Source organism: Burkholderia sp. HAN2018, from assembly GCF_024704855.1.
GTDB classification, from domain to species: Bacteria; Pseudomonadota; Gammaproteobacteria; order Burkholderiales; family Burkholderiaceae; genus Burkholderia; species Burkholderia cepacia.
Genome location: NZ_QOBB01000008.1, coordinates 21,584 through 44,694, shown reverse-complemented (window position 1 = coordinate 44,694; position 23,111 = coordinate 21,584). Strand labels below are relative to the sequence as shown.

The 23,111-nt window shown below is 66.9% G+C and carries 21 protein-coding genes; 8 read left to right on the top strand and 13 right to left on the bottom strand.

What is annotated here, in order from left to right; genetic code table 11:
• Positions 1-30: 30 nt before the first annotated feature.
• From DPV74_RS03370 to DPV74_RS03360, 3 genes are all read right to left on the bottom strand, one after another.
• The gene (locus DPV74_RS03370) at positions 31-939 is read right to left on the bottom strand and encodes a hypothetical protein (protein ID WP_060174745.1); all 909 of its coding nucleotides are present in this window, start codon (positions 937-939) and stop codon (positions 31-33) included.
• An 89-nt stretch (positions 940-1,028) separates the two neighbouring features.
• The gene (locus DPV74_RS03365) at positions 1,029-1,352 is read right to left on the bottom strand and encodes a TfoX/Sxy family protein (protein WP_021157895.1); all 324 of its coding nucleotides are present in this window, start codon (positions 1,350-1,352) and stop codon (positions 1,029-1,031) included.
• A 238-nt stretch (positions 1,353-1,590) separates the two neighbouring features.
• Complete coding sequence (locus tag DPV74_RS03360; RefSeq protein ID WP_060317388.1) at positions 1,591-2,523, bottom strand: GlxA family transcriptional regulator; 933 nt, start codon at positions 2,521-2,523, stop codon at positions 1,591-1,593.
• A gap of 83 nt (positions 2,524-2,606) precedes the next feature.
• On the opposite strand from DPV74_RS03360, the gene DPV74_RS03355 reads away from it, so the two are divergent.
• Positions 2,607-3,323 (top strand): DJ-1/PfpI family protein, encoded by a 717-nt coding sequence (locus DPV74_RS03355; protein ID WP_119336502.1) that lies wholly within the window; start codon positions 2,607-2,609, stop codon positions 3,321-3,323.
• Between the two features lie 36 nt (positions 3,324-3,359).
• Here DPV74_RS03355 and DPV74_RS03350 read toward each other — a convergent pair whose 3' ends face one another.
• The 3 genes from DPV74_RS03350 to DPV74_RS03340 all read right to left on the bottom strand — a co-directional run bounded on the left by DPV74_RS03350 (position 3,360) and on the right by DPV74_RS03340 (position 6,167).
• Positions 3,360-5,096 (bottom strand): site-specific integrase, encoded by a 1,737-nt coding sequence (locus DPV74_RS03350; RefSeq protein ID WP_060317385.1) that lies wholly within the window; start codon positions 5,094-5,096, stop codon positions 3,360-3,362.
• A 390-nt stretch (positions 5,097-5,486) separates the two neighbouring features.
• The gene (locus tag DPV74_RS03345) at positions 5,487-5,678 is read right to left on the bottom strand and encodes a DUF2964 family protein (protein WP_021157890.1); all 192 of its coding nucleotides are present in this window, start codon (positions 5,676-5,678) and stop codon (positions 5,487-5,489) included.
• Between the two features lie 15 nt (positions 5,679-5,693).
• Positions 5,694-6,167: a universal stress protein gene (locus DPV74_RS03340; RefSeq protein WP_027792431.1), complete on the bottom strand. Its 474-nt coding sequence runs from the start codon at positions 6,165-6,167 to the stop codon at positions 5,694-5,696.
• Between the two features lie 366 nt (positions 6,168-6,533).
• Between DPV74_RS03340 and DPV74_RS03335 the strand changes: the two genes are divergently transcribed.
• On the top strand, positions 6,534-7,295 hold the full coding sequence (locus tag DPV74_RS03335; protein WP_119336501.1) for a 2-keto-4-pentenoate hydratase: 762 nt from the start codon (positions 6,534-6,536) through the stop codon (positions 7,293-7,295).
• A 36-nt stretch (positions 7,296-7,331) separates the two neighbouring features.
• On the opposite strand, the gene DPV74_RS03330 is transcribed toward DPV74_RS03335, so the two are convergent.
• The gene (locus DPV74_RS03330; protein WP_175810317.1) at positions 7,332-7,778 is read right to left on the bottom strand and encodes a hypothetical protein; all 447 of its coding nucleotides are present in this window, start codon (positions 7,776-7,778) and stop codon (positions 7,332-7,334) included.
• An 89-nt stretch (positions 7,779-7,867) separates the two neighbouring features.
• Between DPV74_RS03330 and DPV74_RS03325 the strand changes: the two genes are divergently transcribed.
• Positions 7,868-9,280: a 3-deoxy-D-arabino-heptulosonate 7-phosphate synthase gene (locus DPV74_RS03325; RefSeq protein ID WP_119336509.1), complete on the top strand. Its 1,413-nt coding sequence runs from the start codon at positions 7,868-7,870 to the stop codon at positions 9,278-9,280.
• Positions 9,281-9,325: 45 nt separating this feature from the next.
• On the opposite strand, the gene DPV74_RS03320 is transcribed toward DPV74_RS03325, so the two are convergent.
• The 3 genes from DPV74_RS03320 to DPV74_RS03310 form a co-directional block, all read right to left on the bottom strand.
• The gene (locus DPV74_RS03320; RefSeq protein WP_119336500.1) at positions 9,326-10,378 is read right to left on the bottom strand and encodes an AraC family transcriptional regulator; all 1,053 of its coding nucleotides are present in this window, start codon (positions 10,376-10,378) and stop codon (positions 9,326-9,328) included.
• 148 nt (positions 10,379-10,526) lie between these two features.
• Positions 10,527-10,859, bottom strand: coding sequence for a hypothetical protein (locus tag DPV74_RS03315; RefSeq protein WP_034196211.1), 333 nt, complete (start codon positions 10,857-10,859; stop codon positions 10,527-10,529).
• Between the two features lie 32 nt (positions 10,860-10,891).
• Positions 10,892-12,409 (bottom strand): hypothetical protein, encoded by a 1,518-nt coding sequence (locus DPV74_RS03310; RefSeq protein WP_119336499.1) that lies wholly within the window; start codon positions 12,407-12,409, stop codon positions 10,892-10,894.
• 430 nt (positions 12,410-12,839) lie between these two features.
• Here DPV74_RS03310 and DPV74_RS03305 point away from each other — a divergent pair, with 430 nt between their 5' ends.
• Together DPV74_RS03305 and DPV74_RS03300 are read left to right on the top strand one after the other, a co-directional pair.
• Positions 12,840-15,020 carry a hypothetical protein gene (locus DPV74_RS03305; RefSeq protein ID WP_119336498.1) on the top strand — a complete coding sequence of 727 codons (2,181 nt, stop codon included), beginning with the start codon at positions 12,840-12,842 and terminating at the stop codon, positions 15,018-15,020.
• A gap of 43 nt (positions 15,021-15,063) precedes the next feature.
• A complete protein-coding gene (locus DPV74_RS03300) occupies positions 15,064-15,753 on the top strand; it encodes a DUF3142 domain-containing protein (protein ID WP_119336497.1) in 690 nt (229 codons plus the stop codon).
• Between the two features lie 42 nt (positions 15,754-15,795).
• Here DPV74_RS03300 and DPV74_RS03295 read toward each other — a convergent pair whose 3' ends face one another.
• Both DPV74_RS03295 and DPV74_RS03290 read right to left on the bottom strand, forming a co-directional pair.
• Positions 15,796-16,170 carry a gamma-glutamylcyclotransferase family protein gene (locus DPV74_RS03295; RefSeq protein WP_059697202.1) on the bottom strand — a complete coding sequence of 125 codons (375 nt, stop codon included), beginning with the start codon at positions 16,168-16,170 and terminating at the stop codon, positions 15,796-15,798.
• A 56-nt stretch (positions 16,171-16,226) separates the two neighbouring features.
• On the bottom strand, positions 16,227-16,877 hold the full coding sequence (locus DPV74_RS03290; RefSeq protein WP_060350119.1) for a LysE family translocator: 651 nt from the start codon (positions 16,875-16,877) through the stop codon (positions 16,227-16,229).
• 165 nt (positions 16,878-17,042) lie between these two features.
• On the opposite strand from DPV74_RS03290, the gene DPV74_RS03285 reads away from it, so the two are divergent.
• Positions 17,043-17,963, top strand: coding sequence for a LysR substrate-binding domain-containing protein (locus DPV74_RS03285; RefSeq protein ID WP_060084124.1), 921 nt, complete (start codon positions 17,043-17,045; stop codon positions 17,961-17,963).
• A gap of 155 nt (positions 17,964-18,118) precedes the next feature.
• On the opposite strand, the gene DPV74_RS03280 is transcribed toward DPV74_RS03285, so the two are convergent.
• Complete coding sequence (locus tag DPV74_RS03280; RefSeq protein WP_021157880.1) at positions 18,119-18,955, bottom strand: alpha/beta fold hydrolase; 837 nt, start codon at positions 18,953-18,955, stop codon at positions 18,119-18,121.
• A 457-nt stretch (positions 18,956-19,412) separates the two neighbouring features.
• Between DPV74_RS03280 and DPV74_RS03275 the strand changes: the two genes are divergently transcribed.
• Positions 19,413-21,509, top strand: coding sequence for a helix-turn-helix domain-containing protein (locus DPV74_RS03275; RefSeq protein ID WP_134319762.1), 2,097 nt, complete (start codon positions 19,413-19,415; stop codon positions 21,507-21,509).
• 366 nt (positions 21,510-21,875) lie between these two features.
• Positions 21,876-22,976, top strand: a complete 1,101-nt coding sequence (locus DPV74_RS03270; protein ID WP_091921599.1) for a DUF6236 family protein — start codon at positions 21,876-21,878, stop codon at positions 22,974-22,976.
• Positions 22,977-23,111: the final 135 nt, after the last annotated feature.

Here is a 23,111-nt window from a genome sequence, read left to right as displayed (position 1 = left end):
CGCGCGGCGGCGCGACCGGGAGCCACACCGTCATCGCGCCGCCTGCTGCCGCTGCACCTCCTGCGCTTTCATCTGCAGATACGCGCCGCGCTCGACCTCGTGCAGTTGCTGCGGATACTGCTCGGTCGCGTCGAACCAGCGCGCGAGGCGCTGGTCGAGCGGCTTGTCGAGCGTCGCGAGATACGCATCGATCGCGAGGTAGTAGCGCATCGTGTTGCGCTCCAGCAGCCCGCGCACGCCGCCGACGTACTGCGGCTGCGCGGCCGATCCGCCGACGTTCGTGAAGCCGACCTTGTCGCTGCCGACGGTCGCGAGGTAGGTCTTCATCGCCATGCGGCCGACCGTGCCGAAACCATACGAATACGTGAGATGCAGGAACGTGCGCGACGCGCCGACCGGCACGGCCTCCAGCGCGATCCGGTAATCCTTCGTGCCCATCGGGCCGCTGTCGGCGGTCAGGTCGACCTGGAAATAGTCGGGTGATGCGGCCGCCACGCGATAGCGGAACTGCACGCGATAGGTGTCGGACAGCTTCTGCTGGATCTTGCGGCCGAGGTTCACGTCGAGCACCGGGCCGTTGCCGCCGCCCGATGCATGACAGTATTTCGTGTTCAGGTGCAGGATCAGCACCGCGCACCAGTTCGCGGGGCCCTGCGCGGGATCGTCGAGCTGGCCGCTCACGACCGCGAACGGATAGTCGACCACCGCGTAGATGTCGCCCTTCAGCGACGACGACGCTTCCGTCGATTCGAGCACCAGCGGCCGGTGAAACGCGTTGTCCTTCAGTTGCGCGCCGAGGCTGCGGTAACGGTCGAGCAGCGCCGCCGCATCGTCCGCGCCGAACGACAGCGCGCTCCAGCCCGTACACAGGGCCGCGACGAGCGCGTACCAGGCGCGGCGGGCGAGCCACGTGCCGCGCGGATGTCCGGATGTCTTCATTCTTGTGCTCCCGCCTGGCGCGCGATGGTCGCGCGCATGTGTCACAGAATACGCCTGGCCGCAGCGCAACATTGCACGCGAAAAGGCCGCTATCGACGCCGCTTCACCGGCACCGGCAACTGCGCGGCGGTGATCCGGATCAGCGCCGACAGCCATTCGCGATCGTCCCAGCGCTCGCCCGAGATGACGAGGTGCGGCTTCGCGCCCGGGTACGGCGAACCTTCCTCGCACGTGCCGAGAAACGCACGGCCTTCGGGCGTCGGCTTGACGAACAGCCGATCGTCGCAGACGAGCGCCGCCATCTTGCCGTCGCAATAGATACCGTACTCGCCGAACATCTTGCGCGCCGATACCGTGCCGGCCGCCGCCATCTGTTCGACGATGAAATCGACTGTCCCCTGGCTCGATGCCATCCCTGCTCCTTGCAAAAGGTGTATGACCGCTGCGTGCGCCCGACCGTTCCGCCTGATCGGCGGATGCGCTGCGGTGCGTCATCCATTCGTCGGCGGAACGCGCATTCGGGTGCATTCAGGCACGTGCAGGCATTTCCGGCCCGCAACACGCTGCGTGCCGTGTCGTGACAGTCACATGACGGCGCGCGGCCGAGCGAGACGAGCGCGATCGACGACGTAACAATGCAACAACGCCCGCCTACGAACGCAGTGCCGACGGCGCGACGCCCAGCCAGCGATGAAAGCTGCGCCGCATGTTTTCGGTATCGCCGAAACCGCACTCGTTCGCCACGCGCTGCAGCGACGCGGCCCCGCTTTCAAGCGCCGCACGAGCGGCTTCCACGCGCAGTTTCTCGACGGCCTTGGCCGGCGTGAGGCCGGTTTCCGTCTGGAACGCCCGCGCGAACTGACGCGGGCTCATGCACGCCTGCTCGGCCAGGTCGCTCACGCGCAAGCGTGCGCCGAGATTGCGGCGAATGTGGTCGAGCAACGGCTTGAAGCGCCCTTGCGCGCTGTCGAGTTCGATCAGCGCCGAGAACTGCGACTGTCCGCCGGGGCGCCGGTAGTACACGACCAGACGTTTCGCGACGGCGCGCGCCAGCCGCTCGCCGCGATCCTCGCCGATCAACGCGAGCGTCAGGTCGATGCCGGCCGTGATGCCGGCGCTCGTCCAGAACGGCCCGTCGTTCACATAGATGCGGTCGAGCGCGAGCCGCACCTGCGGAAACGCCCGGGCAAACCGCTCGCCGCAGCCCCAGTGCGTGGTCGCCAGCCGGCCGTCCAGCACACCGGCGGCGGCCAGCAGCAGGCTGCCCGAACAGACACTCGCCACCCGGATGCCGCGCGCCGCGCAGCGCCGCACGAACGCGCACGTCGCTGCGTCCGCCATCGCGGCATCGACGCCGTCGCCGCCCGCGACCAGCAACGTATCGAGGTCCGCCGCATCCGGCAACGGCTCGGCGTGCCAGCTCACGCCCGACGAACTGCGCACCAGCCCCGGCTGCGCCGCGACGATGCGAACCGCGTAATACGGCGCGCGCGCGTAGTCGGCCATCTCGAACGCGGAAACGGGCCCGGCGGCATCCAGCACCTGGAAACCGGGATACACGAGCATGGCGACGCGATGGGTCATGGCAGAAAGTGCGGGAGAAATGACATTGCGGCGGACAGCGCGCGGCGCGATGCTACACGCCGCTCATACCTCGGGAGATCGTGATGGCCACCACGCCGTTCATCGTCGTATTCGCATTGTTCGATCATGTCACGCAGCTCGATTTCACCGGGCCGGACGAAGTGTTCTGGCGTCTGCCGGGCGCGCGGATCCGGCGAGCCTCGGTGCGCGGCGGATCGATTCGCGCGGACAGCGGCCTGACCGTTGCCGAGGTCGAGCGGCTCGCCGACATCGCGCACGCCGATCTCGTCTGCGTGCCGGGCGGGCTCGGCGTGATCGACGCGATCGCCGACGCTGCATTCGTCCGCGAGGTGCGCCGGCTCGCGCTCGGCGCCCGCTATGTTACCTCCGTGTGCAGCGGGTCGCTGGTGCTCGGCGCGGCCGGGTTGCTGCAAGGCCGGCGGGCCGCCTGCCACTGGGCGTGGCGCGACCTGCTGCCGCCGTTCGGCGCGATCGTCGACGAAGGCCGCGTGGTGCGCGACGGCCCGGTCGTCACGGGCGGCGGCGTCACCGCCGGCATCGACATGGCGCTCTCGGTGATGGCCGACCTGACCGGCCCGGCCTACGCGCAAGCGGTGCAGCTCGGCATCGAATATGCGCCCGAGCCGCCGTTCGACTGCGGACGTCCCGAGCAGGCCGCGCCAGACATTCTCGCGTCTGTGTCCGCGCTGTTCGAGCGCGTGCGGCCCGATCGTCATGCGGTCGTGGCACGTGCGGCGCAGCACCTTGCGCTGCCCGACGCGAGCCGACAACCGGCATGACGCGCGCACGGCCCGGGCCGGATCGACGCGACGCCGTTACTTGTCTGCCGCAAACGCGCTCGACATCTGCCGCGCCCGCTTCACGTCGTCGCCGTGCAGGTAGATCGACGTCGTCGAGATCGACGCATGCCGCAGGTTGTCGCGCACGGTCGTCAGCTCCGCGCCGCGCGCCAACGCATGCGTCGCATGCGTATGACGCATCCAGTGCGGGCTCGCCTGCCGCAGCTTCTGCGCGAGCGCGGGGTTGTCGGCCTCGACCTGATCGGCCGTCTGCGTGAAGAAACGCTGCATCACCTTCCACAGCCGCACGCTCGTGATCGCGGCCGCACCGTCTTCCGCGAGGCTCGCGATCAGCGGCGTATCGGGCCGCCAGCGCACCGGCGTGACCGGCAGCCGGCGTGCGACCAGGTACCGGTCGAGCGCCGTGCGCGCGAGCGGCGGCAGCGCGACGCGCGCGGCCTTGCCGCCCTTGCCGACCACCTTCAGCCAAGTGTCGCCGTGCGCATCCGTCTCGATGCCGCCGAGCGTCGCGCCGACCAGCTCGCTCGCGCGCAGCCCGGTCGCATAGCCGAAATCGAGAATGAAGCGCAGCCGTTGCGCGGCGGCCGGCGTCCAGCCCGACTGCGGCGCACCGGCCGCCGTGCCGGTGCGGAACTCGAGCCCGTCGGCGATCGTGCGCACGAGCAGCCATTCGCCTTCGGTGAACGCGTGCGACGTGTCGAGTGCGTTCGCGCCGCGCGTGTCGCGCACCTTGACGCCCGCGAACGGATTCGCCAGCAGGTAGCGCTGCTCGATCAGCCAGCGAAACAACGCACCGAGCACCGACAGCGTGTACGCCGCCGAACGCGCGGACAGCGCGCCCGAGAACGGCCGCCAGTCGGGCGCACCGCGCGGCCGCACGGGCCCGACCCAGCGTTCGTGCGGGCTCGGGCGCCGCACGAATGCGCGATACGCGACCGCGTCCTCGGTCGTCAGCGACGACAGCGCGCGGCCGCGCTCGACGATCGCCCACAGGATCAGCCGCTCCGCCTCCTTCCGGTACGCACGCCGCGTCGCGGCCGATTCGTGCAGCGACAGCCACGCGTGCACGGCCGCGTAATCGTTGTCCGCATCGAGCGTGCTGGTCGCACGCGGCGCGCGAAACGTGCCGGCCGAGCCGTCGACCTCGTGCGGCAGCTTCAACTGCTCCCACGGCACGATGCTGCCGCGCGGCGTCGCCGCGATCAGCGCGCGCGCCCGTTCGGTCAGGTCCGGATGCGCGGCGAAAAACGCCTCGATGTGCCGCGCACCGGCCACGCCGAGGCCCGCGATCGCACGCCACCACTGGCGCCGGCGCGGAATCCGCACCGTGAGATCGGCGAGCGTCGCGATCCCGTGCGCCCGCAGCGCGGCGACCGCACGCGCAGGCAGCCACAGGCCGACGTCGTCGCTGATCTGCGGGACCGGCGCGCGCGCATGACGCAGCAGTCCGATCGCTTCGGCGGCCGCCTTCGCCTCCCGAATACGCTCACCGTCGGGATGACCGAGCCGCTCCGCGAGATCGGGCCGGCCGACCTGCCGTGCGACGCGCACGAGGCGGCGGCGAATCCCGCCGATCACGCCGCGCGCCGAGCGCCCTTCGCCGAGACGATCGGGCAGGTAGCGTTCGACGGCCTGGCGCACGGTCATGCCCGCGTACCATGCGCGCAGCGCGGCCAGTTCGTCGGCGTCGGGATAGCCTGCGGGCGCAGGCGCGGAATCGGAGGAAGGCGGTGAGGCGAGGCGCGGTTTCATGGGCGCCAGTTTGACAGAAGCGCGCGCGGCCGGATACGTCGCGCGCGGCGTTCCGGGGGCGGCCGGCACCTCGGCCGGGCACTCCGGGAGCAGATCGCGGCCAAGATGATCGCGCTGGCGATTGCCGAGCGGAACGAAGGCCGCATCGACACCGCGCTCGACGCAGGCAATTTCTCGGGCGACCTGTTGAACGGCATCGGCTACGACCTCGTCAACGCCGGCCTGAAGATCGATCGTGCGATGGCGCTGATCGATGCGCGCCTCGCGCAGTCACCCGATGCCCCGTATGCGCTCGACAGCAAGGGCTGGGCGCTCCATCGCCTCGGTCGCGACGACGAAGCGCTGACGTGGTTCGACCGGTCGATTCAGGGAGCGACGCCGCGTAACGCGTCACTCCTCGCCTTTCGCGCCCGGATTGAGCATCACGACGAAACCGGCCACGCCGACGACCAGCGCGACCGCGCCGCCGCGCAGCGCCATCGCGTTGTCGAACAATAGCCCCGTCACGACGGCCATCATCCCCACGAGCGAGACGAACACGGCGATCGCCGCGACGACGATCCGGGATTGGCGGCGTATCATTGCGCCCCCTCCGGGTTACGCGGCCGCAGCCGCTACGTCGGCATCGTCGCCGCGAATCAGCAGCACCGGGCACTTCGAGCCGCGCACGAAGCGCTCGGCGACGCTGCCGAGCAGCACGCGCCGGATGCCGCGCCGCCCGTGCGTGCCGACCACCGCGAGATCGATCCCGCCTTCCTTCACGTAGCGCTGCAGGCGTTCCGAGATGTCCTCGCCGATGCTCTCCGTCTCGACGAGTTCGGCCTCGCCTTTCGCACCGGCGAGCGCGATGACCTGTTCGGCTTCGCGCAGTACCTTGCGCCCGTCGTCGCGCATTTCCTCGACGAGCGCGTGCGGATCGAAACGGCCCGCGTAAGTGAACAGCACCGACTTGTCGACCACATACACGGCACTGACTTGCGCGTCGCCTGCCAGCGCGACCTTTACGGCCTCGGCAAGCGCCAGTTTCGACGAAGCGCTGCCGTCGACGGCCACCATGATCTTCTTGTACATGCAAACCTCGCTGGGGTGAATTGCCGCGCGGCTGGGTGCGCGCGGCCCTGTCACCATCATCGGCGGACGGCGGGTTCGAATGTTGACGGCGATCAAGCGAGCGACCATGCCGGCTGCGACCGGCCGACGCAGGGCGCGGCACGCGCGCCGGAGCCCGCACCCTTGTGCATCCTCGCGTATGCGGCACGCGATACGCGTGCTTGTCGAACCCGCCGGCGCGCGACGGCATCCGCCGGGCCCGCGGCGGCCGCACGCCGCCCGTGCGCACCGGAATCGAGCGGTCACCATGCCGAAGGCGCTATCATCGGATGTGCGACTTTCGTCCGGCCCTTATTTGCCGGCCCACTTTCAACTCGCTCAACCGACATGACAACGACTACCGAACGCGTGGACGGCGCCGCCCAGCATCTCGTCGCCGCCCGCCATGCCGGCTCGCCCGGCCCGCTGCTGCCCGATGCACTGCGCCCCGACGACATCGACACCGCGCTCGCGATCCAGCAGCGCGTGGCCGACCTGCTCGGCGAATCCGTCGGCGGATGGAAATGCGCGCTGCCGCCGCCCGACCGCGTGATCCTCGCACCGATCTTCGCGTCGACGATCCGCGAGGCCGATGCGCCGTACCGCGTCGTCGGCGGCCCGATCGTGCGGATCGAACCCGAAATCGCGTTCGTGCTCGATCGCGACCTGCCCGCGCGCGAACAGCCGTACGACGAACAGGACGTGCGCCACGCGATCCGCGAGGTGCGCATCGTGCTCGAGGTGCTCGGCTGCCGCTATGCGGAGCCCGCGCGCGCGTCGAAGTTCGAGCTGCTGGCCGACGGGCAATTCAACCAGGGGCTGTGCGTCGGCCCGGTCGTGCCCGACGGGCTGAACGTGCCGCTCGAGACGCTGGCGCTGTCGTTCGAAGGCGCGCTGAACCGCACGATCGACGGCCGCCACCCGGACGGCGATCCGCTGAAGCCGCTGGTGTGGCTCGTCAACTTCCTCGCCTCGCGCGGCGACCCGGTGCGCGCCGGGCAGATCGTGACGACCGGATCGTACGCGGGCGCGATCGACGTGCCGCTCGGCGATGCGCTGACGGTTCGCTTCGGCGAGCTCGGCAGTTTGTCGGTGACGTTGACGGCCTGATGCACGCGTGCGCGCGGGCACGGCTGACCGGGCCTGTCACTGATCACTGATCGCTGGCCGCTGCGCGACGGCCGCGCGCGTTGCGCGGCCGGGTTCGCGGCAGGTGTCAGGCGCGCGGCTGCGCGCACTGTCGTGACGGCAACGTCGTCGCGGCCACGCCGGCAACGGCGCACGCGAGCCCGAGCCACGCCGATGCCAACCGAGATTCCCCGAGCAGCGCCATGCCGATGCCGATGCTGATCGGCACGCGTAGACAGGCCTGCGCCCCGTCGTGCCGACCGAACCGAGCGTCTGCACGAGCCGGAAGTAGATGATGAACGCGATCGCCGCCCGTGCCGGCAGCGAGCGCGACAACGGGTGAAGCGTCCACGGACGGTCGGCGGCGAGGCTGGCAGGCACCAGCACGATCGCCCCGACGATCAGCGAGCCGGCGGGCGACATCCCCTTGAACGACCGCCCGTAGCACGCTGCGCCCCCCTGCATCTTCCGTACGACGTGATAACGTTGCACATCCCCGCGCGCACCGCGCCCTACCCCTTGGCATGCGCACCGCTTTCACGCCGATATCGAACATGTCGCTGACACCGCTTCCCGCCCTGCTCGACGAAACCCTGCGCACCGTCGTGCGCCGCTACCGGCTGCCGCCGCTCGACAGCGCGTCGTCGCCGGCCGACGCCGCGAACCCGGCCGCCACGCTTGCGATCGTGATCGAGGAAGCGCGCAGGATGCGAAGCGACGGGCACACACCCGACGCGGCGCTGCGGCAGCGCTTCATCGACGCCCTCGCGCAGATGATCCGCGATGCGATGGATACGCATTCCGGCGATCCCGCGTTTCAGGCCGCGGTGCTGCGGCACGATGCGCCGAGCGTGCGCGAATACGCGTCGTTGTCGGCACACGCGGAGCAGGACCGTCGCGCGCTGCACTCGGCCGTCAACGCGATCGCGCACCCGGCCAAGCTCGAGCGCAGCGCCCGGCCGTGGCAACGCGACGGGCTCGCGCGGCTGCATACGGCCGCCACCGGCGCGTCGTGGGCCGATCTGCACGACACGCTGCGGCACCTGCTCGCACTGCCCGACATGAAGACCGACCCGGCCTTCGAACAGGACATCGTCAAGCTGAAAGACAGCCCCGCGCTCGAACGCCTGCTGCGCGTCGACGCCCTGGCATCGGACGAGCACGTGCGCCGCTACCGTGCGCTGTGGGTCCGCCAGGGTCCGCTCGAAGGCAGCTCGGTCGCCGTTGCACAGGGCGTCGCATCGCAGCAGCGCGGCGCAGCCGTCGAAGCGCTGGCCGCGCAGGCGCTCGACGCGCTGGCCCGCAGGCTCGACGCCGTCGATGCACGCCGCACGTACCGGGTGGTGACGTCGATGCGCGTGCCGTCGTCGATACCGGGCCGGCACGATCGCGCGAAAACCGAATGGGACGCGATCCTGCTCGAACGCCCTCGCGGCGACGACCCGGCGCCCGCGTGGAACGTGCGCTTCCTCGTCGAAGCGAAAGCGTCCGCGGATGCCGCGACGACCGATCTGCCGCGGCTGCTGCGCGGCCTGACCCTGCTCGCGCAGGCCGACCCGGACACGATCTATTCGTTCGAGACGCACCAGGGCACGGTGCGCGTGCACGGCGCGTCGCTGCGGGCGCTGACGACCGACGACGCCGCGCTGCAACGGGAAGTGCTCTATTGCTGCGATGCGTCCGCCGACGCGACGCCGCGCCTGCTGGGCGCCGCGAGCCGGATGCAGTTGCTGTCGGCGCAAGCCAGCCTCGAGTACGCGAGCGCACTCGCGCAACAGCCGCACACCGTTCCCGACGGCCTCGGCGTCGTCTGGCACGCGCTGCTGACGATGCCGCAATGGCATGCGGTGCTGCACCAGTACCCGTCGTTGCGGCAGGTGCGCGAGCTGATGGTGGCGATCGACGACTTGCGGGCCGCGATCGACGAGGTCGATGAAGGCGGTGCGGCCAGCAGCGTGTACGCGTGACGCACGAAACGAGCCGCCGCGCGGCGGCCGGAACGCGCGGCCCGCTCAGTTGGTGAGCACGCCGAACGGCAGCGTCCATCCCGCCAGCCGGCCGCCATCCCCCCATCGATCGCCGGCCGCATCGCACGGCAGCAGGATCGGCGCGGCCGCGCATTCGAGCGTTTCCTTCGGCGTATGGCCGAACTCCGCCTTGAACAGCCGGTGGAAATACTTCTCGTCGGGAAAACCGTGCGCCCACGCGATCTCCGCGATGCGCTGATGCCGGCGCTGCGGGTCGCCGAGCACGTGGTACGCGTGACGCAGCCGCCGCCGCGTGATCTGCCGCATCACGCCGCCGTCTTCCTTGAACAGCTGGTAGAGCCGCGCTCTCGACACGCCGATGTCGCGGCAGATCCGGTCGGGATCGAGGTCGGGCTCCAGCAGATGCACGTCGATGTAGCGGCGGACCCGCTCGGCCAGCGCCCCGTCGATCGGGCCGCGTGCGTCGTGCAGCGCCTGCGCGGTCGGGGCAACCGCCGCGGCGAGCAGCAGCAGCATCGACTGGACGATGCTCGGGATCTCGTGCGTGCGCAGATTCGGCAGATTGCGGAACAGCGACAGCATGTGGTCGCCGAGCAGCCGCCCGACGCCGCTCGTCAGCGTCTGGCCGTGCGCCTGCGCCGCATGGCTCGGCAGCAGGTATCTGGGCACGACCAGGCTGATCACGTCGCCGGCCTCGACCCTGCAGTCGTTGATCTGCGCGACGTCGTACACGAACACGTCGCCGGCGCCCTTGACCAGTTCGGGCCCGCCGGTGTGGCTGGCCATCCGGCCACCGAGCAGCAGCGTGAAGCGGATCGAATCCTGTCCGTCGAGGCGGATCCGCCGCGTGGTCCGATGAACCCGGTAGGCCGGCGCGCGCGATCGCCAGTGGCGGCCCGACAGGATCAGCGGGCCGAGTGCCGCACCGCTCGCTTCCGCGTCGAACACGCCGTGGCCGCCGTCGTCTTCCAGGCGGCAGTCGCACAGCATGTCCTTGACCCAGACGTGGAACCTGTCCCGCTCGGGGTAGTCGATGGTGCGAAACTTGAAAACGGGGACGAATGCCGCTTGATCCATGACAGTGTTTTTATCGAGCCGACACGAGAGGAGAGATCGGTTCGCAGATTATCGGACCCAATTGCGCCGGCGCAAGGCCGGCGCGGCACATCGTCCACCCAGGCGGTCGACGGGCGCCTCGCGACGGGCGCCGTCGTTGCCGCGGCCATCAGCGTTGCGGATGGCATTCCCAGTTGTTGTACGTCGGCCGATCGATCGGCGTGAGCCCCGGAATCATGAACACCGTACAGCCGAAACGCCGCCCCTTGCCGGTCGTCGCGTCGTAACTCACCTTCTGGCCGCCGAGCCCGTCCTTCTTCCCGTACTGCACGTTGGCGATCGTGATCTCGTCCGACGACGCGAGCCCGAGCGTCTTCGCGGTCGACGTCTGCACGTCGACCATGTTCATCTGCGTCGAACCGCACGCGGACAGCACGAGGCCGGCGGCCGCCGCGCCCAGCGCCGTCCGCAAGGTGACGGCGCATTGCAGGATCTGCTTCATGGTTTCTCCTTCGAATTCCCGGTGGGGCACGATTACGAGCCCGGCGTAAAAAAGCTGGACTGGATCTGGCTGCCGACGTTCGCGACGAACGATTGCCAGACGAGCGCCATCGCCCCCGCGGCATTGACGGCCAGCGCCGGCCATGACCCGTCCTGCGGATCCAGCGTCGACGTGCTCCACGCCCCGTTCCGATAGCCGGCCACGAGGAGGAGCGACGCGTTCGGTGTGCCCGTGTCCTGCCAGGCGACGGTCACGTTGCCGGCCGCGTCGATCACCAGCGGCGGGTACTGGAGCGCCGCCCCGTTCAGGTGTTCCGTCAGCCGCTGCAGCGCCCCCCAGTTTCCGCCGGCATCGGACACGCTCGCCTGCAGGACCGCGCCCCCTTCCGCCCACATCGCGGCGGCCACGCCGTTTTCGTTGACGGCGAGCATCGGCGTCGCGATGAAGCCCGTCGGCTCGACGATCGCCGGCGCCACCGGCTGCGAGGGCTGCCATCCGGTTCCGGCGACGTAGCGCTGCGACATCGTGGCGGTGTAGATCTTCCCGCCCGTCACGTCGAGTTGCCCCCAGAGCAGCGTGATGTTGCCCTTCGCGTCCATGCCGGCGACCGGCGAGATGATCGTCGTGAACAGGCTCGTATTCGATACGGCCTGGTTGACGTTGGTCCAGCCGTTGGTCGCGTCGTACGTGGCCGTCCACAGCGCCGACTTCGTATGGTTGGTCTGCCGCCACGCGAGCACCGCGCGGCCGGACGACAGGACCGACAGCATCGGCCTCACGTTGTCCGTATCGCCGGTCACCGCGCCCGGCCCGGTCTGCACCGGCATCTGGACCAGCGCCGTCGGCGACCACTGTCCGGCCTGCGTATAGCGCGTCCACGCGATGCGCGTGTCGAGCAGGCTGATCGACTGTGTCCATGTGACGAGCGCGTTGCCCTGGCTGTCCATGCCGGCCGAATAGGACGAACCGGCCATGTCCGGCGCCAGTGCGACCGGGGTGCCCCAACCGCCATTCGGGGTGTACGGGCGCGCCCACAGGGCGTACGTGTTGGGGCCCGGCGTCCACTCGGTCCAGAAGGCGACCGCCTGCCCGCTCGCGTTGCCGACCAGTTGCGGTTGCACCCCGGTCAGCGAATTCATCGCATGCGAACCGTCGCTCGTGTCGAGCCGCGTCGCGCTTCCCCAACCCGAGCCCGGCACATAGCGCGCGCCCCACATCTCGTTGCCGGTCGTGCCGGCCGTGCCGTTGGTCATCCAGGTGGCGAGCGCGTTGCCGCTCGCGTCGATGGTCACGCTCGGCTCGCCTTCCGGCCCCTTGCCGTCCACCGCGGCGGCCTTCGACCAGCCGGCCTGCGGCTGCGTGGTCCCGCCACCCGTCGGCCCGCCATTCGAGCCGCCGTTCGAACCGCCGCCGGGCGAGGTCGAACCGGAAGGTGAACCGGGATTGTTCGGCGACGACAACGATGCGCCGCCGTTCGTGGCAACGTCGTCACCGCCGCATGCGGACAGCGCGAGCGCGGCTGCCATGACCATCCATGCAATGGGTTTCATCGGAATCCTCTTTTTCTCTTTCCGGCGTACTCTCGTCTGCCGTTCGCCGACACGCTGCACCGCACCGATCGGCTTCTTGATAAGCAATGCTATTGAACAGGCACGAAAACCGGCGTCCGTTCGCCCCCGTCATGCTCGGCTCCGTCGTGCGGATCGATGCGAACACCGCCTTCGGCAGACCGCCCCCTTCGGGCAGCGAGGACGACGGCCGACGTCTATCGTCGAAGGTCCGTCGCTGCCGGCTGCATCTTAATTCAGGCGGTCCGGATTCAAGGTGGCGATGCGTCCACACTGAGTGGACTTCCATTTCGCGAGCCCGCCTGCGCGCGCTCGCGGCCGGGGCCGCGGGTGCGGTACGATACGCGCCGGGGCGAAACGCCTCACCTGAGAGACCCGGCCGCTGCGGCCCCACACCCGGCACAAGAAAAAAATGCCCAGAAACCCATTGCTGCACCGACACCTGTTCGCCGCGCTGGCGGCCGGCCTGTTCTGGATTCCGGCTGCCCATGCCAGCGGCGACGATGGCTGCTACGCGCCCACCACCCTCCGGCAGACCGCCTACTCGTGCGCCAACCTGCCGATGCTGAGCCCCGCGAACGACACGCGCATCAACGCGATGCTGATGATGGTCGACAGCGCCAAGGTCGCGCAGGCGTTTCCGGACCCGAAGACGATCCCCGCGAAAGACCGGATCAACCAGATCATCGTGCCGTTTCCGATGGACTTCTCCGGGTGGATCTACATCGGGCAGAAGGAGCCTGACACGACCGCCAAGGCCGACAACGCGGCGGATGGCGACGCGTCGTCGAACCGCTACGCCGACGGCGAAGGCAGCATCTGCCGCAGCATGAACTCGGGCGCCGACGCGTTCAACGACGCACTGGGCGATGCCGGCGGCCTCCCCGCCGACGAAGCCGCACGCCTGCGCGCGGCCCGTGCCGACATCGCGCAGAAGACCTGCGCCGCCGGCGCCGCGAGCGCCGCGTGGACGAAACCGCCGGTCAAGTCGCCGCTCGGCCAGCAGTTCGCCGCGTATCTCGACGGCACGAACGCGTTCTACCGCGCCGACTTCCTCACGGCGACCCGGGCCTTCGCGAACGCGTCGCACAGCGCGAACCCGTGGCTGAAGGAAACCGGGCTCTACATGGCCGGGCGCGCGCAGCTGAACGCCGCGCAGGCCAACGTGTTCGACAACGACAACCCGACGCCGTCGCTCGGCCGCGTGACGAAGGTGTCGCTCGACGCCGCGAATACGGTGTTTCGCACCTACCTGAAGATCTATCCGCAGGGACGCTACGCGACCTCCGCGAACGGGCTGTTGCGGCGGGTCGCGTGGCTCGGCGGCAACGTCACGCAGCAGGCCGACCTGTACGGCCACGCGCTCGCGCGCTGGTCGCCGGCGACGTCGAACGTGCCGCTGATCCAGCTGGCGAACGAACTCGACAGCAAGCTGCTGTTCGGCACGGAATTCGATGCGCGCCAGATCCAGTCGCCGACCGTGCTCGCGACCGTCGACCTGCTGCGCATGCGCACGTCGGACAACAGCGATTCGAGCCGCAGCAAGCCGCTGACCCTGGACGAGCTGCAGGCGCAGAAACCGCGCTTCGCGAACGCGCCCGCGCTCTACGACTACCTGCTCGCGACCTGGTATGTCCAGATCGGCCACAAGCCGGACGCCGCGCTCGCCTTGCTGCCGCAAGCGCCCACCGAGCCGCTCGACTACTTCGCCCTGAGCCAGCAGGCGCTGCGCGGGTTCGCGCTGGAGGATAGCGGCCAGGCCGACAAGGCGCGCCAGCTGTGGCGCGACCTGATCCCGCTCGCGAAATTCCGCTTCCAGCGCGAGGCGCTGGAACTCGCGCTCGCGATCAACCTGGAACAGGCCGGGCTCGTCAACGACGCGTTCGCCGACGATTCGCCCGTGCAGAACGCCGCGATCCGCGCCGTGCTGCTGCGGCGCGCCGCCAACGCGGACCTGCTGCGCGCGCAGGCACAAAACCCGGCGGCCGGCGGCGCGCTGCGCGACACCGCGCTGTACACGCTGCTGTACAAGGAACTCACGCGTTCGCACTACGCCGAGTTCATCGCCGATGCCGCGCTGGTGTCCGGCACGCCTGCCGATCCGTTGAAGCCGTTCGTCGCGTCCGGTGCGAAAACCGAAGACGGCTACACGTGCCCGTCCGCGCGCGACATCGCGGCGACGCTCCAGCAGAATCCGGCCGACGCGAAAGGGTTGAACTGCCTCGCCGAGTTCGTGCGCGTCAACCCGCTCACGGCCAACCTCGAAGGCGATGTGGTGCCTCCGTGGATGCGCAACGCGTCGGCGGCGAACGCCGCGCGCGTGCCGCCGACGCTCGGCGCGGCGCCGTCGCAGTTCGCGGGCAAGCCGTACGAGCGGATGTCGAGCTACGTGACGGTGATGGCCGATGCGCAGGCGAACCCGAACGACCGCGCGTATGCGTACTACCGCGCGATCAGGTGCTATGCGCCGGCAGGCTCCAACGAATGCGGCGGCAAGGACGTGCCGAAGAACGTGCGCAAGCGCTGGTTCGATACGCTGAAGGCCAGCTACGCGGGCAGCGTGTGGGCGCAGAAACTCCGCTACTACTGGTAAGCGCCGCGTGAAGCGTGTCGCGTATGTCGCGTATGTCACGTGTATGGCGCTGTTGCTGGCCGGACGCGTCGCGCTGGCCGGCACCGTCGATGCCGCGCAGTACGACACGTTCTGGCTGTGGGCGGGCGTGAAACCGCAGGCGGTCGTGCGCGGCGCCCGCGCCGTCTACGTGCTGCAAGGGCAGATCGAGGCATCGCCGCGGGACGAGTCGCAAGTACGCGTCATCGCACAGGGCGTCGCGCTGCCACCCGCCCCGCATGCGCGCGTGTGGCTCGTCTATCGTGCGCATACGCTGCGCTGGACGCCGCGCGTCACGCAGATCATGCTCGCGCAACTCGAACGCTGGCGCGCGTCGGGTCGCACGATCACCGGCATCCAGATCGACTTCGATGCACGCACGCGCCACTTGCAGGACTACCTCGAATTCCTGCGGACGCTGCGCGAGACGCTGCCCGCCGATTGCCGGCTGAGCATCACGGGGCTGCTCGACTGGAGCAGCCGCATCGATACCGACCAGGTCAACCAGCTCAGGGGGATCGTCGACGAAGTCGTCGTGCAGACCTACCAGGGCCGCCGCACGATCCCCGACTACGCGGACTACCTGCCGCGCGTCGCGCGGCTGCAATTGCCGTTTCGCATCGGCATCATCCAGGGCGGCGAATGGGATGCGCCGCCCTACCTCGCGACAAACCCGTGGTTCCGCGGTTATGTCGTGTTCCTGCGCAACGGGTAGCGGGAAACACGCGACGACGTCGATCGTTCCCGTGCCCCGGATTCATTCCGGGCGCGGCGAACCCGCATCCACGTACACCCACGCGCTGACGCCCGATTCCAGCACCACGCGATCGCGGCGATACGCGTCGACTTCGTAGTCGTCCGCGTGCTGCAGTTCCTCGCGCGTGATCGCGAACACGGTGCCCGTGACACGGTCGCCCGGTCGGCCGGTATAGGCCACCACCGGATGATGCGTCTTCCCGCTCGTCGCGACCACCTCCGGATCGTCGATCTTCAGCATCGTCATCGCGTAACCGGGCATCGCATCCTCGCGACCGTCGAGCTTGCGGCCGAAGGTGGCGAGCTGCACCGGTTCGAGTTGCAGCGTGCCATAGGAAAAGAGGTGCTCGGAGAAAGTCGGGGCGGTGCCGGACATGATTGAACTCGACAAAAAACAGGACAAACGAAACGTAACGCAGATCGCCCGCAGGCTTACGCGCCACCCGAGATCGCGCCGCCGAGCCCGGCAAGCGCAATCACGAGCAGCGCACCCGCCGACGAGGCCGTGATCCATCGTTGCTTGCGGTGAATCAGCGGATGGTTGATCGCGGCCATGTAGCCGGTCATGATCGTGAAATCGACCGCGATCCACAGCGCGGCCAGGATGGCCAGGCTCACGCGGGAATCCGGCGTGATGCCGACGAACTGCGGAAAGAATGCGACGAAGAACAGCAGGTCCTTCGGGTTCGCGATGCCGACGAGAAAGCCGCGCACCACACCCGGCAAGCGCCACGCCTGCGACGCCGGTTCGCCTGGTGCGGCACCGTTGCCGTCGCGCGTACGGCCGGCGCGCCATTCGCCGAGCAGCGTCCGGACGGCCAGCACCGCGATGAAGACGCAACCCGCCACGTGCAATCCCGTGAGCAGGCGATCGCTGACGAGCACGACGCCGAACACCATCAGCATCGCCCCCGCGATCATCACGAGGCTCGCGGCATTCGCGCCCACCGCGGTCAGCATGCCCTGGCGGAACCCGCGCCGCGCGACGGTGCCGACCACGAGCATGACGACGGGGCCGGGCGTCGCGATAAGCAGCACGATCGCGGCGAGATAGGCGAACAGCAGCGGGTAATGGAGTGCCATGACAAAAAGTTGTTGGATGGATCGACGCGCGTGCGCGCTACGATGGCATCATCGGGGTTCAGTGCGGCGGATTGCACGGTTTTTTGCAGTATGGCGTGCCCGGCCCGCTGCTGAAAAACGGAAAATCCTGTCGAATAACATGAGTTTTATTCATATTCAAACCCCGTGAAGGCCAAACCGCTTCCCCCTGTCTACGCCTTGCGCGCATTCGAAAGCGCCGCGCGCACCGGCTCGTTTACGCTTGCCGCCGAGGAACTGAGCCTCACGCAGAGCGCGGTGAGCAAGCACGTCAGGACGCTCGAGGCCTACTTCGGCCGGAAACTGTTCGTCCGGCGCGGCCCCAGGATGACCGTGACGGCGGAAGCGCAGATCTTCGCGTCGGGCCTGCGGCGCGGCTTCCGGCAGATCGAGGAAGCCTGCATGCTGTTCCAGTCGCAACGCGACGTGCTGCGGCTCAAGGCGCCGTCCACGCTCACGATGCGCTGGCTGCTCGACGCGCTGGCCGCCTTTCGCGACACGCGGCCCGCATTCGAGGTGCAGATCGCGAGCGTGTGGATGGATGTCGACACCGTCGATTTCTTCAGCGAATCCTACGATTGCGCGATCCTGCTCGGCACGGGCAAGTTCGGCGAGGCCACGCAGTGCGTGAAGCTGTTCGACGAATGGCTGATTCCGGTGTGCTCGCGTGCGACCGCGACGGTCGCACGCACGAATCCGGCGGCGTGCGAGCTGATCCACCCGTCGCCCGACCGGCGCGACTGGCGCCGCTGGCTCAAGGGCAGCGGGCACGACCTGGACGTCGACATCACGCGCGGGCAGGTGTTCGACATGCTCGAACAGGGCATCGCGGCGGCCATCGCCGGCCACGGCATCTCGATCGGCGATCTCGCGCTGTGCGCGACGGCAATCGACGAGAAGCAGCTCGTGCTGCCGTTCAAGACGGCCGTCAATGCCGGCGACGCGTACTACCTCGTCTGGCCGGAAGACTCCGGCAAAGCCGCGCAGGTGCGCGAACTCCTCACGTTCCTGGAAGGCCGGATGCCGCGCCTGACGTTTCCGGGCATCCGCTTCAACGGGCCGGGCTGAGCCCTGCGGCCGGCGAACCGGCCGCCTGGGCGACGGGGCGACGGGGCGACGGGGCTGACGGGGCTGACGGGCGCTACCGGCCACGGTTACCGGGTGCCGCCAGCCGTCCAAAAACGGCGCAGCCCGCCGAAGCGGGCCTGCGCCGAGCGTCGCCGTTACGCCTGCACGAAAGCCAGCAGATCGGCGTTGAGGACGTCCGCGTTGACCGTCAGCATCCCGTGCGAATAGCCCGGATAGGTTTTCAGCGTGCCGTTCTTCAGCAGCTTGATCGACTTCAGCGCGGCATCCGCGATCGGCACGATCTGGTCGTCCTCGCCATGCAGCACGAGCGTCGGCACGGAGATCGACTTCAGGTCTTCGGTCTGGTCCGTTTCCGAAAACGCCTTGATGCCTTCGTAATGCGCTTTGGCGCTGCCTTCCATCCCCTGCCGCCACCAGTTCCGGATGACGCCCTGATGCACGGTTGCACCTTCGCGGTTGAACCCGTAGAACGGGCCGCTCGGTACATCGAGGAAGAACTGCGCGCGATTGTCGGCGAGCGCTTTCCGGAAACCGTCGAACACCTCGAGCGGCAAGCCTTCGGGGTTCGAATCGGTTTTCAGCATCAGCGGCGGCACCGCGCTGACCAGCACCGCCTTCGCGACGCGGCCGGCCGGCTCGCCGTGCTTCGCGACGTAGCGTGCCACTTCGCCGCCGCCGGTCGAGTGGCCGATATGCACCGCATTGCGCAGGTCGAGCGCTTCGACGACCGCGAACGCATCGGCCGCGTAGTGATCCATGTCGTGGCCGTCCGACACCTGCGCCGACCGGCCGTGGCCGCGCCGGTCGTGCGCGATCACGCGATAGCCCTTCTGGACGAAGAAGAGCATCTGCGCATCCCAGTCGTCGCTCGACAGCGGCCAGCCATGGTGGAACATGATGGGCTGCGCGTCCTTCGGGCCCCAGTCCTTGTAGAAAATCTCGACGTGATCCTTCGTTGTGACGTATGGCATCGCGATGCTCCTGTGACGTGGATGAACATGGCACACTGGCCGGGAGCCATTATCGGACACTATTGTTAAACGATGACGCCACGATGCAAGCGAGCGTCGGCAATCCGGTCAACGTGGGCGCTGCCCAGAAGGGCGAACGATGGCGTTGCGTCAACTGTATAAGGCTGGAATGGGCCGAACAGACGGCGTCAGGTCGTCTGACTCTGTTCGGCCAGAACGCGCCCTTCGTCGGATGCGTCAGGAGGGCATTCGGACGGCAGCTCCACTAAGAGCAAGCGGTCATTCGATAGCTGAAAGTCGGCACTGCGTCATCGGCCTTTATCTGCTGCTATTGGGCGGTCTGCCACATTAGTCTATTATTTTTGAGCTAGCGCGCTGAGGTATTCGAAACGCGAATCCGAATGCTTCTGCTCCACACAAGAAAGCGTCGCGCCACTCCACCGCCTGCACCTAATCAGTGAAGACCGAACCACGGACATATATCCCACGCTCACTTGCGCCCGATCTCGCGGCTCGCGCCTGCGTTCGCCGTAAGGCATTGCGAAAGTCCATCTCGGAGATGGCGGCGCTTGTTAACGTGACGCCCCCGACGATTGCTCGATGGGAATCGGGTGATCTGCCCGACAGCATGACCCCGACTAGAGTCGCAGCATGGGAAGCGGCCCTTCAGGTGCCCGCCGGGTGGCTACTGTCACCGGATGGCAAGCCCCTGTCCGACCCAGTTGTTATGGAGTCGCCGCCCATGTCGCTTACGGTTTCAGTTCAATCCGACCGAGTGCCAATTCCGGTGGTCGCTGGCCGCGCATTGGGTCTCCGTGCATGCACGCGCCGACGCAACCTCGGACTGTCACGGGCACAGATCTCCGAGCGGTCCGGCATATCCGTCCCAACTTTGCTCAAATGGGAAAAAGGAGAGCTTCCCCGCTCGATCCACAGCGACCGTCTGTGTGCATGGGAGATGGCTCTCGCGCTGCCAGCTGGCTGGCTCCTTGCACCGGACGGCGAAGAGCCGACGGTTCCTGCACTCAAGCGACAGCGGGTGACTATCGTCGCCGATACCATAAGCGACGCGATCCGCAGGGTTGCGACCTGTCTTGCAACGCGAGGGCGGAATCTGGCCTTTCCCGATCAGCCGATCGAGGCGGGCGCACAGCGCGACGCGGATCTTTTTGCTTGCCGCTATGGTGTAAAGGGCGCGGAAGGTACTACCTTAAACGAACTTGCCGCGCCCCTCGGAATCACCAGAGAACGCGTGCGTCAGATTATCGAGAAATTGATCGAGCGGTCTTCCCAATTTGAATTTGATATTCCGGTCCTCGATACCCTGCAACTCGTGTGTGCCTCACATTTGCCCTGTCCCGTGTCCCTGCTAAATAACCAGGTGCGTACTCAACTTGGTGAACATCTGACGTTCGAGGATGCATGTGTTTTTGCCAATGACTTACTTGGAAAGCGCATCGTCCGAATGAGTGAGCCGGTCACCCAACCGGGCGGCTCGCGCATCGATTCATGGGCGTATGGTCTGAGCGAGGATGACGTCGTGCAGATCGAAGACGTCAAAGCGGTCCGTAGCGTTGCATACGCGATGATCCGTTCCTGCGGAGTGGCGCATCTCCCTACAGTCGCCGGCACCGCGCCGCTTACCCATGGCCGGGGATGTACGAGCCCCGCCAATATGCTCCAGTCGGTGACGGGCTTCGAGTGGCTTGATGCTGACAGATCATGGTTCTGGTTCGGGCCCGAAAAGCCCGGCCACAACATTATCCTGAGCGTCGTCCGCAAGGTCTTCACAGTCGCGCGTGGGCGAGTTGACATCGCCGACCTGCTAGCAGCAATCATACGCTTCCGAAGCCGGGCGGCGACCGCGGAGTTCGACCGTGATCGCACGCTGATGCTGATTCCGCCGATCCATATCGCGCGCGCAGTTCTGGAGCGACTCACGTGGCTTCATGTTGTCCAGCACGACGATTATCGGGTGAGCGCGCCACTAAACCCGGCCGTGGAACTATCAGAGACGGAGTTACGCTTAGTGGCGGCCCTTGAGGCACGGGACGGCGTGGCCAGTCGTTTCGAGCTTAGGTCCGCACTTCCCGACATCAAGTTGATCACCTTTTCGGCGGCCCTTATGACGACGCCAGTTGTGCGCCTCGTCAGCCACGGCATTTACGCCATTATAGGAAGACCCATCGATCCCACCGCATTTGTGCGCGCTACGTCGCCGCGTGGGGGAATGCCGAACCGGATCGAGGTGCGCCGTAACTCCGACGGAAGCGTGAGCTTTCCCTACATCGTCACCGAGTTCGCCGTCGAGAGTAAGGTTTGTCTCATTCCAGCGGCCGCTGTACCGCATGTGCCAGAGGGAGAATATCTCGTGTGCGATTCTGCGTTAACCGCTGACTGCGTCAATCGCTCGTCAGGGGCGACGGTCCTTAATCGGCTGGTTCAAGCGATGCTTGAGCAGGGTTATGACGCTGGTGACGTCGTACGCATCACAATCCATCCGGAGAGCCGGATAATCGAACTTGCGCCAGACAACCCAATGATGGCGGCTTAGGTAATTACCTTTCTTGACGTCCGTCCGCTCGGCAATGCATAGCAGCCAAATTCAAGCGGAATAGCCAGTGACGGCTCCGGGTCGATCTGCGCCGGTCGCGCGTCACAGGGCGGTGGCCGGCTGCGTTCGGCCAGGAATGGTCATTCGACACCTGCATCTGAATTTTCGACATTCGACGCGATCCAATCCTCTTTCTCAAGATGATCAAAAGGCAGACGAGCCGGGCGAGAGAGCGCAACAGCAAACGCTTGCATTTATTCTGAGAAACGGGTAAGCATCCCCATCACTTGATGTATACGGGTTCAGTCGGCGCGTATAAAATCCGTCTCCGATAGTCCATCGCAAAATTCCGATCAAGGGGGGCCAGTGCCTGCAGCATTTTCCTCAGCGCTCTACTATCCGTACATCGACATTAAAGATGAACGGTGGTTACGCAGTGCTGCTTTGTTCTGGGACACGATCCGAACGATAGTTCCGATTTCACATCGCGATCCCTATTCGAATGATTTTGCTCGTGCGCTCTGCGATGAGGGAGTGCTCGAACCTGTTCGAGTTTCGTCGGACATGGACGAGGTAGAGGAACTCACCGACAAGGTTCTGGACTTTCTCACAGACCCCTCTGCTGCAGGTGTCATGTTCGACACTGACAAACATCCAACTCGCCGAATTCATCCAGAAAAGATGTCGCATGAGATGCGCGAGCTTGCACACATACATCCAGAAAATCTTCCATATATTATTCGCTCGGAACTTGAGCGGGGGCTAAATGATGATGGTTGGTTTCATGTGGCGCCCGGCTTTGCCAACTTTTACATGACGCTGCTCGCTTCGCAGTTAGCCCAACGGCTAGGATTAGGGCTGGTGACCGAGTCGTCTTCAGCAGACCAGTTGGCAATTGCTGTGCGAAAGGGAAAGCCTCTCGGCACATCTGGTAACCGGCGAATTGGGCGTCATTTCGACGCATATGGACCGAGGCGCAACTTGCCAGCGAATGTAGCACCGAGCTTGCTCATCGATCTCATGGTTCAGGGTGTCTCTCTGCCCAATGATCTTTCAGTAAAAGAAATACTCAAATTCAAGAAGGCACATAAGGAAGAGTTGGCTGTGTTCCGACGAGAAGTTGCACGTCTTACGACGGACCTACCGAAAGAAGTTCCGATCGAAGCGCTGCGACAAGCTGTCTCAGATCAGTACCAAGCCAATGTACTGCCTGCAATGCGTAGCCTCCGGGAGTCCCTAAAAGCTCAAAACTGGGACGCCGGACTCAATGGGCTGCTGAAGGTGTCTTTCTTCTCAGCTGCCCCGACTTCGGCGGCAATCCTTGCAGGCATACCCACTTCTGTAGCCTTGCTTGCTGGCTCAGGCATTTCGCTTACGGCGTCAGCAGTGTTGTTAGCGAACCAACGACGGCGAGTGAGAATTGACAGTCCGTATTCCTATTTGCTTTCGATGGAGCGTCAGTGGTGAGTGTCGGCGACCAAGGCGTGCGACGTCCGCTTCTAGCGTGCGCGATGGTCTCTTATGGGCCGATCCCGCCCCCCTGACGAAGCAACAACGAAGCAATCCCAGACCCGACCTGACGCTGACTGCCTGACAGCTCAC

Coding starts and splice junctions, on each gene's coding strand:
- DPV74_RS03300 (WP_119336497.1), top strand. CDS start 15,064: ATGGCGCTGTTGCTGGCCGGACGCGTCGCGCTGGCCGGCACCGTCGAT.
- DPV74_RS03280 (WP_021157880.1), bottom strand. CDS start 18,955: ATGCCATACGTCACAACGAAGGATCACGTCGAGATTTTCTACAAGGAC.
- DPV74_RS03370 (WP_060174745.1), bottom strand. CDS start 939: ATGAAGACATCCGGACATCCGCGCGGCACGTGGCTCGCCCGCCGCGCC.
- DPV74_RS03345 (WP_021157890.1), bottom strand. CDS start 5,678: ATGATACGCCGCCAATCCCGGATCGTCGTCGCGGCGATCGCCGTGTTC.
- DPV74_RS03360 (WP_060317388.1), bottom strand. CDS start 2,523: ATGACCCATCGCGTCGCCATGCTCGTGTATCCCGGTTTCCAGGTGCTG.
- DPV74_RS03335 (WP_119336501.1), top strand. CDS start 6,534: ATGACAACGACTACCGAACGCGTGGACGGCGCCGCCCAGCATCTCGTC.
- DPV74_RS03325 (WP_119336509.1), top strand. CDS start 7,868: ATGTCGCTGACACCGCTTCCCGCCCTGCTCGACGAAACCCTGCGCACC.
- DPV74_RS03295 (WP_059697202.1), bottom strand. CDS start 16,170: ATGTCCGGCACCGCCCCGACTTTCTCCGAGCACCTCTTTTCCTATGGC.
- DPV74_RS03305 (WP_119336498.1), top strand. CDS start 12,840: ATGCCCAGAAACCCATTGCTGCACCGACACCTGTTCGCCGCGCTGGCG.
- DPV74_RS03315 (WP_034196211.1), bottom strand. CDS start 10,859: ATGAAGCAGATCCTGCAATGCGCCGTCACCTTGCGGACGGCGCTGGGC.
- DPV74_RS03290 (WP_060350119.1), bottom strand. CDS start 16,877: ATGGCACTCCATTACCCGCTGCTGTTCGCCTATCTCGCCGCGATCGTG.
- DPV74_RS03350 (WP_060317385.1), bottom strand. CDS start 5,096: ATGAAACCGCGCCTCGCCTCACCGCCTTCCTCCGATTCCGCGCCTGCG.
- DPV74_RS03330 (WP_175810317.1), bottom strand. CDS start 7,778: ATGCAGGGGGGCGCAGCGTGCTACGGGCGGTCGTTCAAGGGGATGTCG.
- DPV74_RS03340 (WP_027792431.1), bottom strand. CDS start 6,167: ATGTACAAGAAGATCATGGTGGCCGTCGACGGCAGCGCTTCGTCGAAA.
- DPV74_RS03320 (WP_119336500.1), bottom strand. CDS start 10,378: ATGGATCAAGCGGCATTCGTCCCCGTTTTCAAGTTTCGCACCATCGAC.
- DPV74_RS03365 (WP_021157895.1), bottom strand. CDS start 1,352: ATGGCATCGAGCCAGGGGACAGTCGATTTCATCGTCGAACAGATGGCG.
- DPV74_RS03310 (WP_119336499.1), bottom strand. CDS start 12,409: ATGAAACCCATTGCATGGATGGTCATGGCAGCCGCGCTCGCGCTGTCC.
- DPV74_RS03355 (WP_119336502.1), top strand. CDS start 2,607: ATGGCCACCACGCCGTTCATCGTCGTATTCGCATTGTTCGATCATGTC.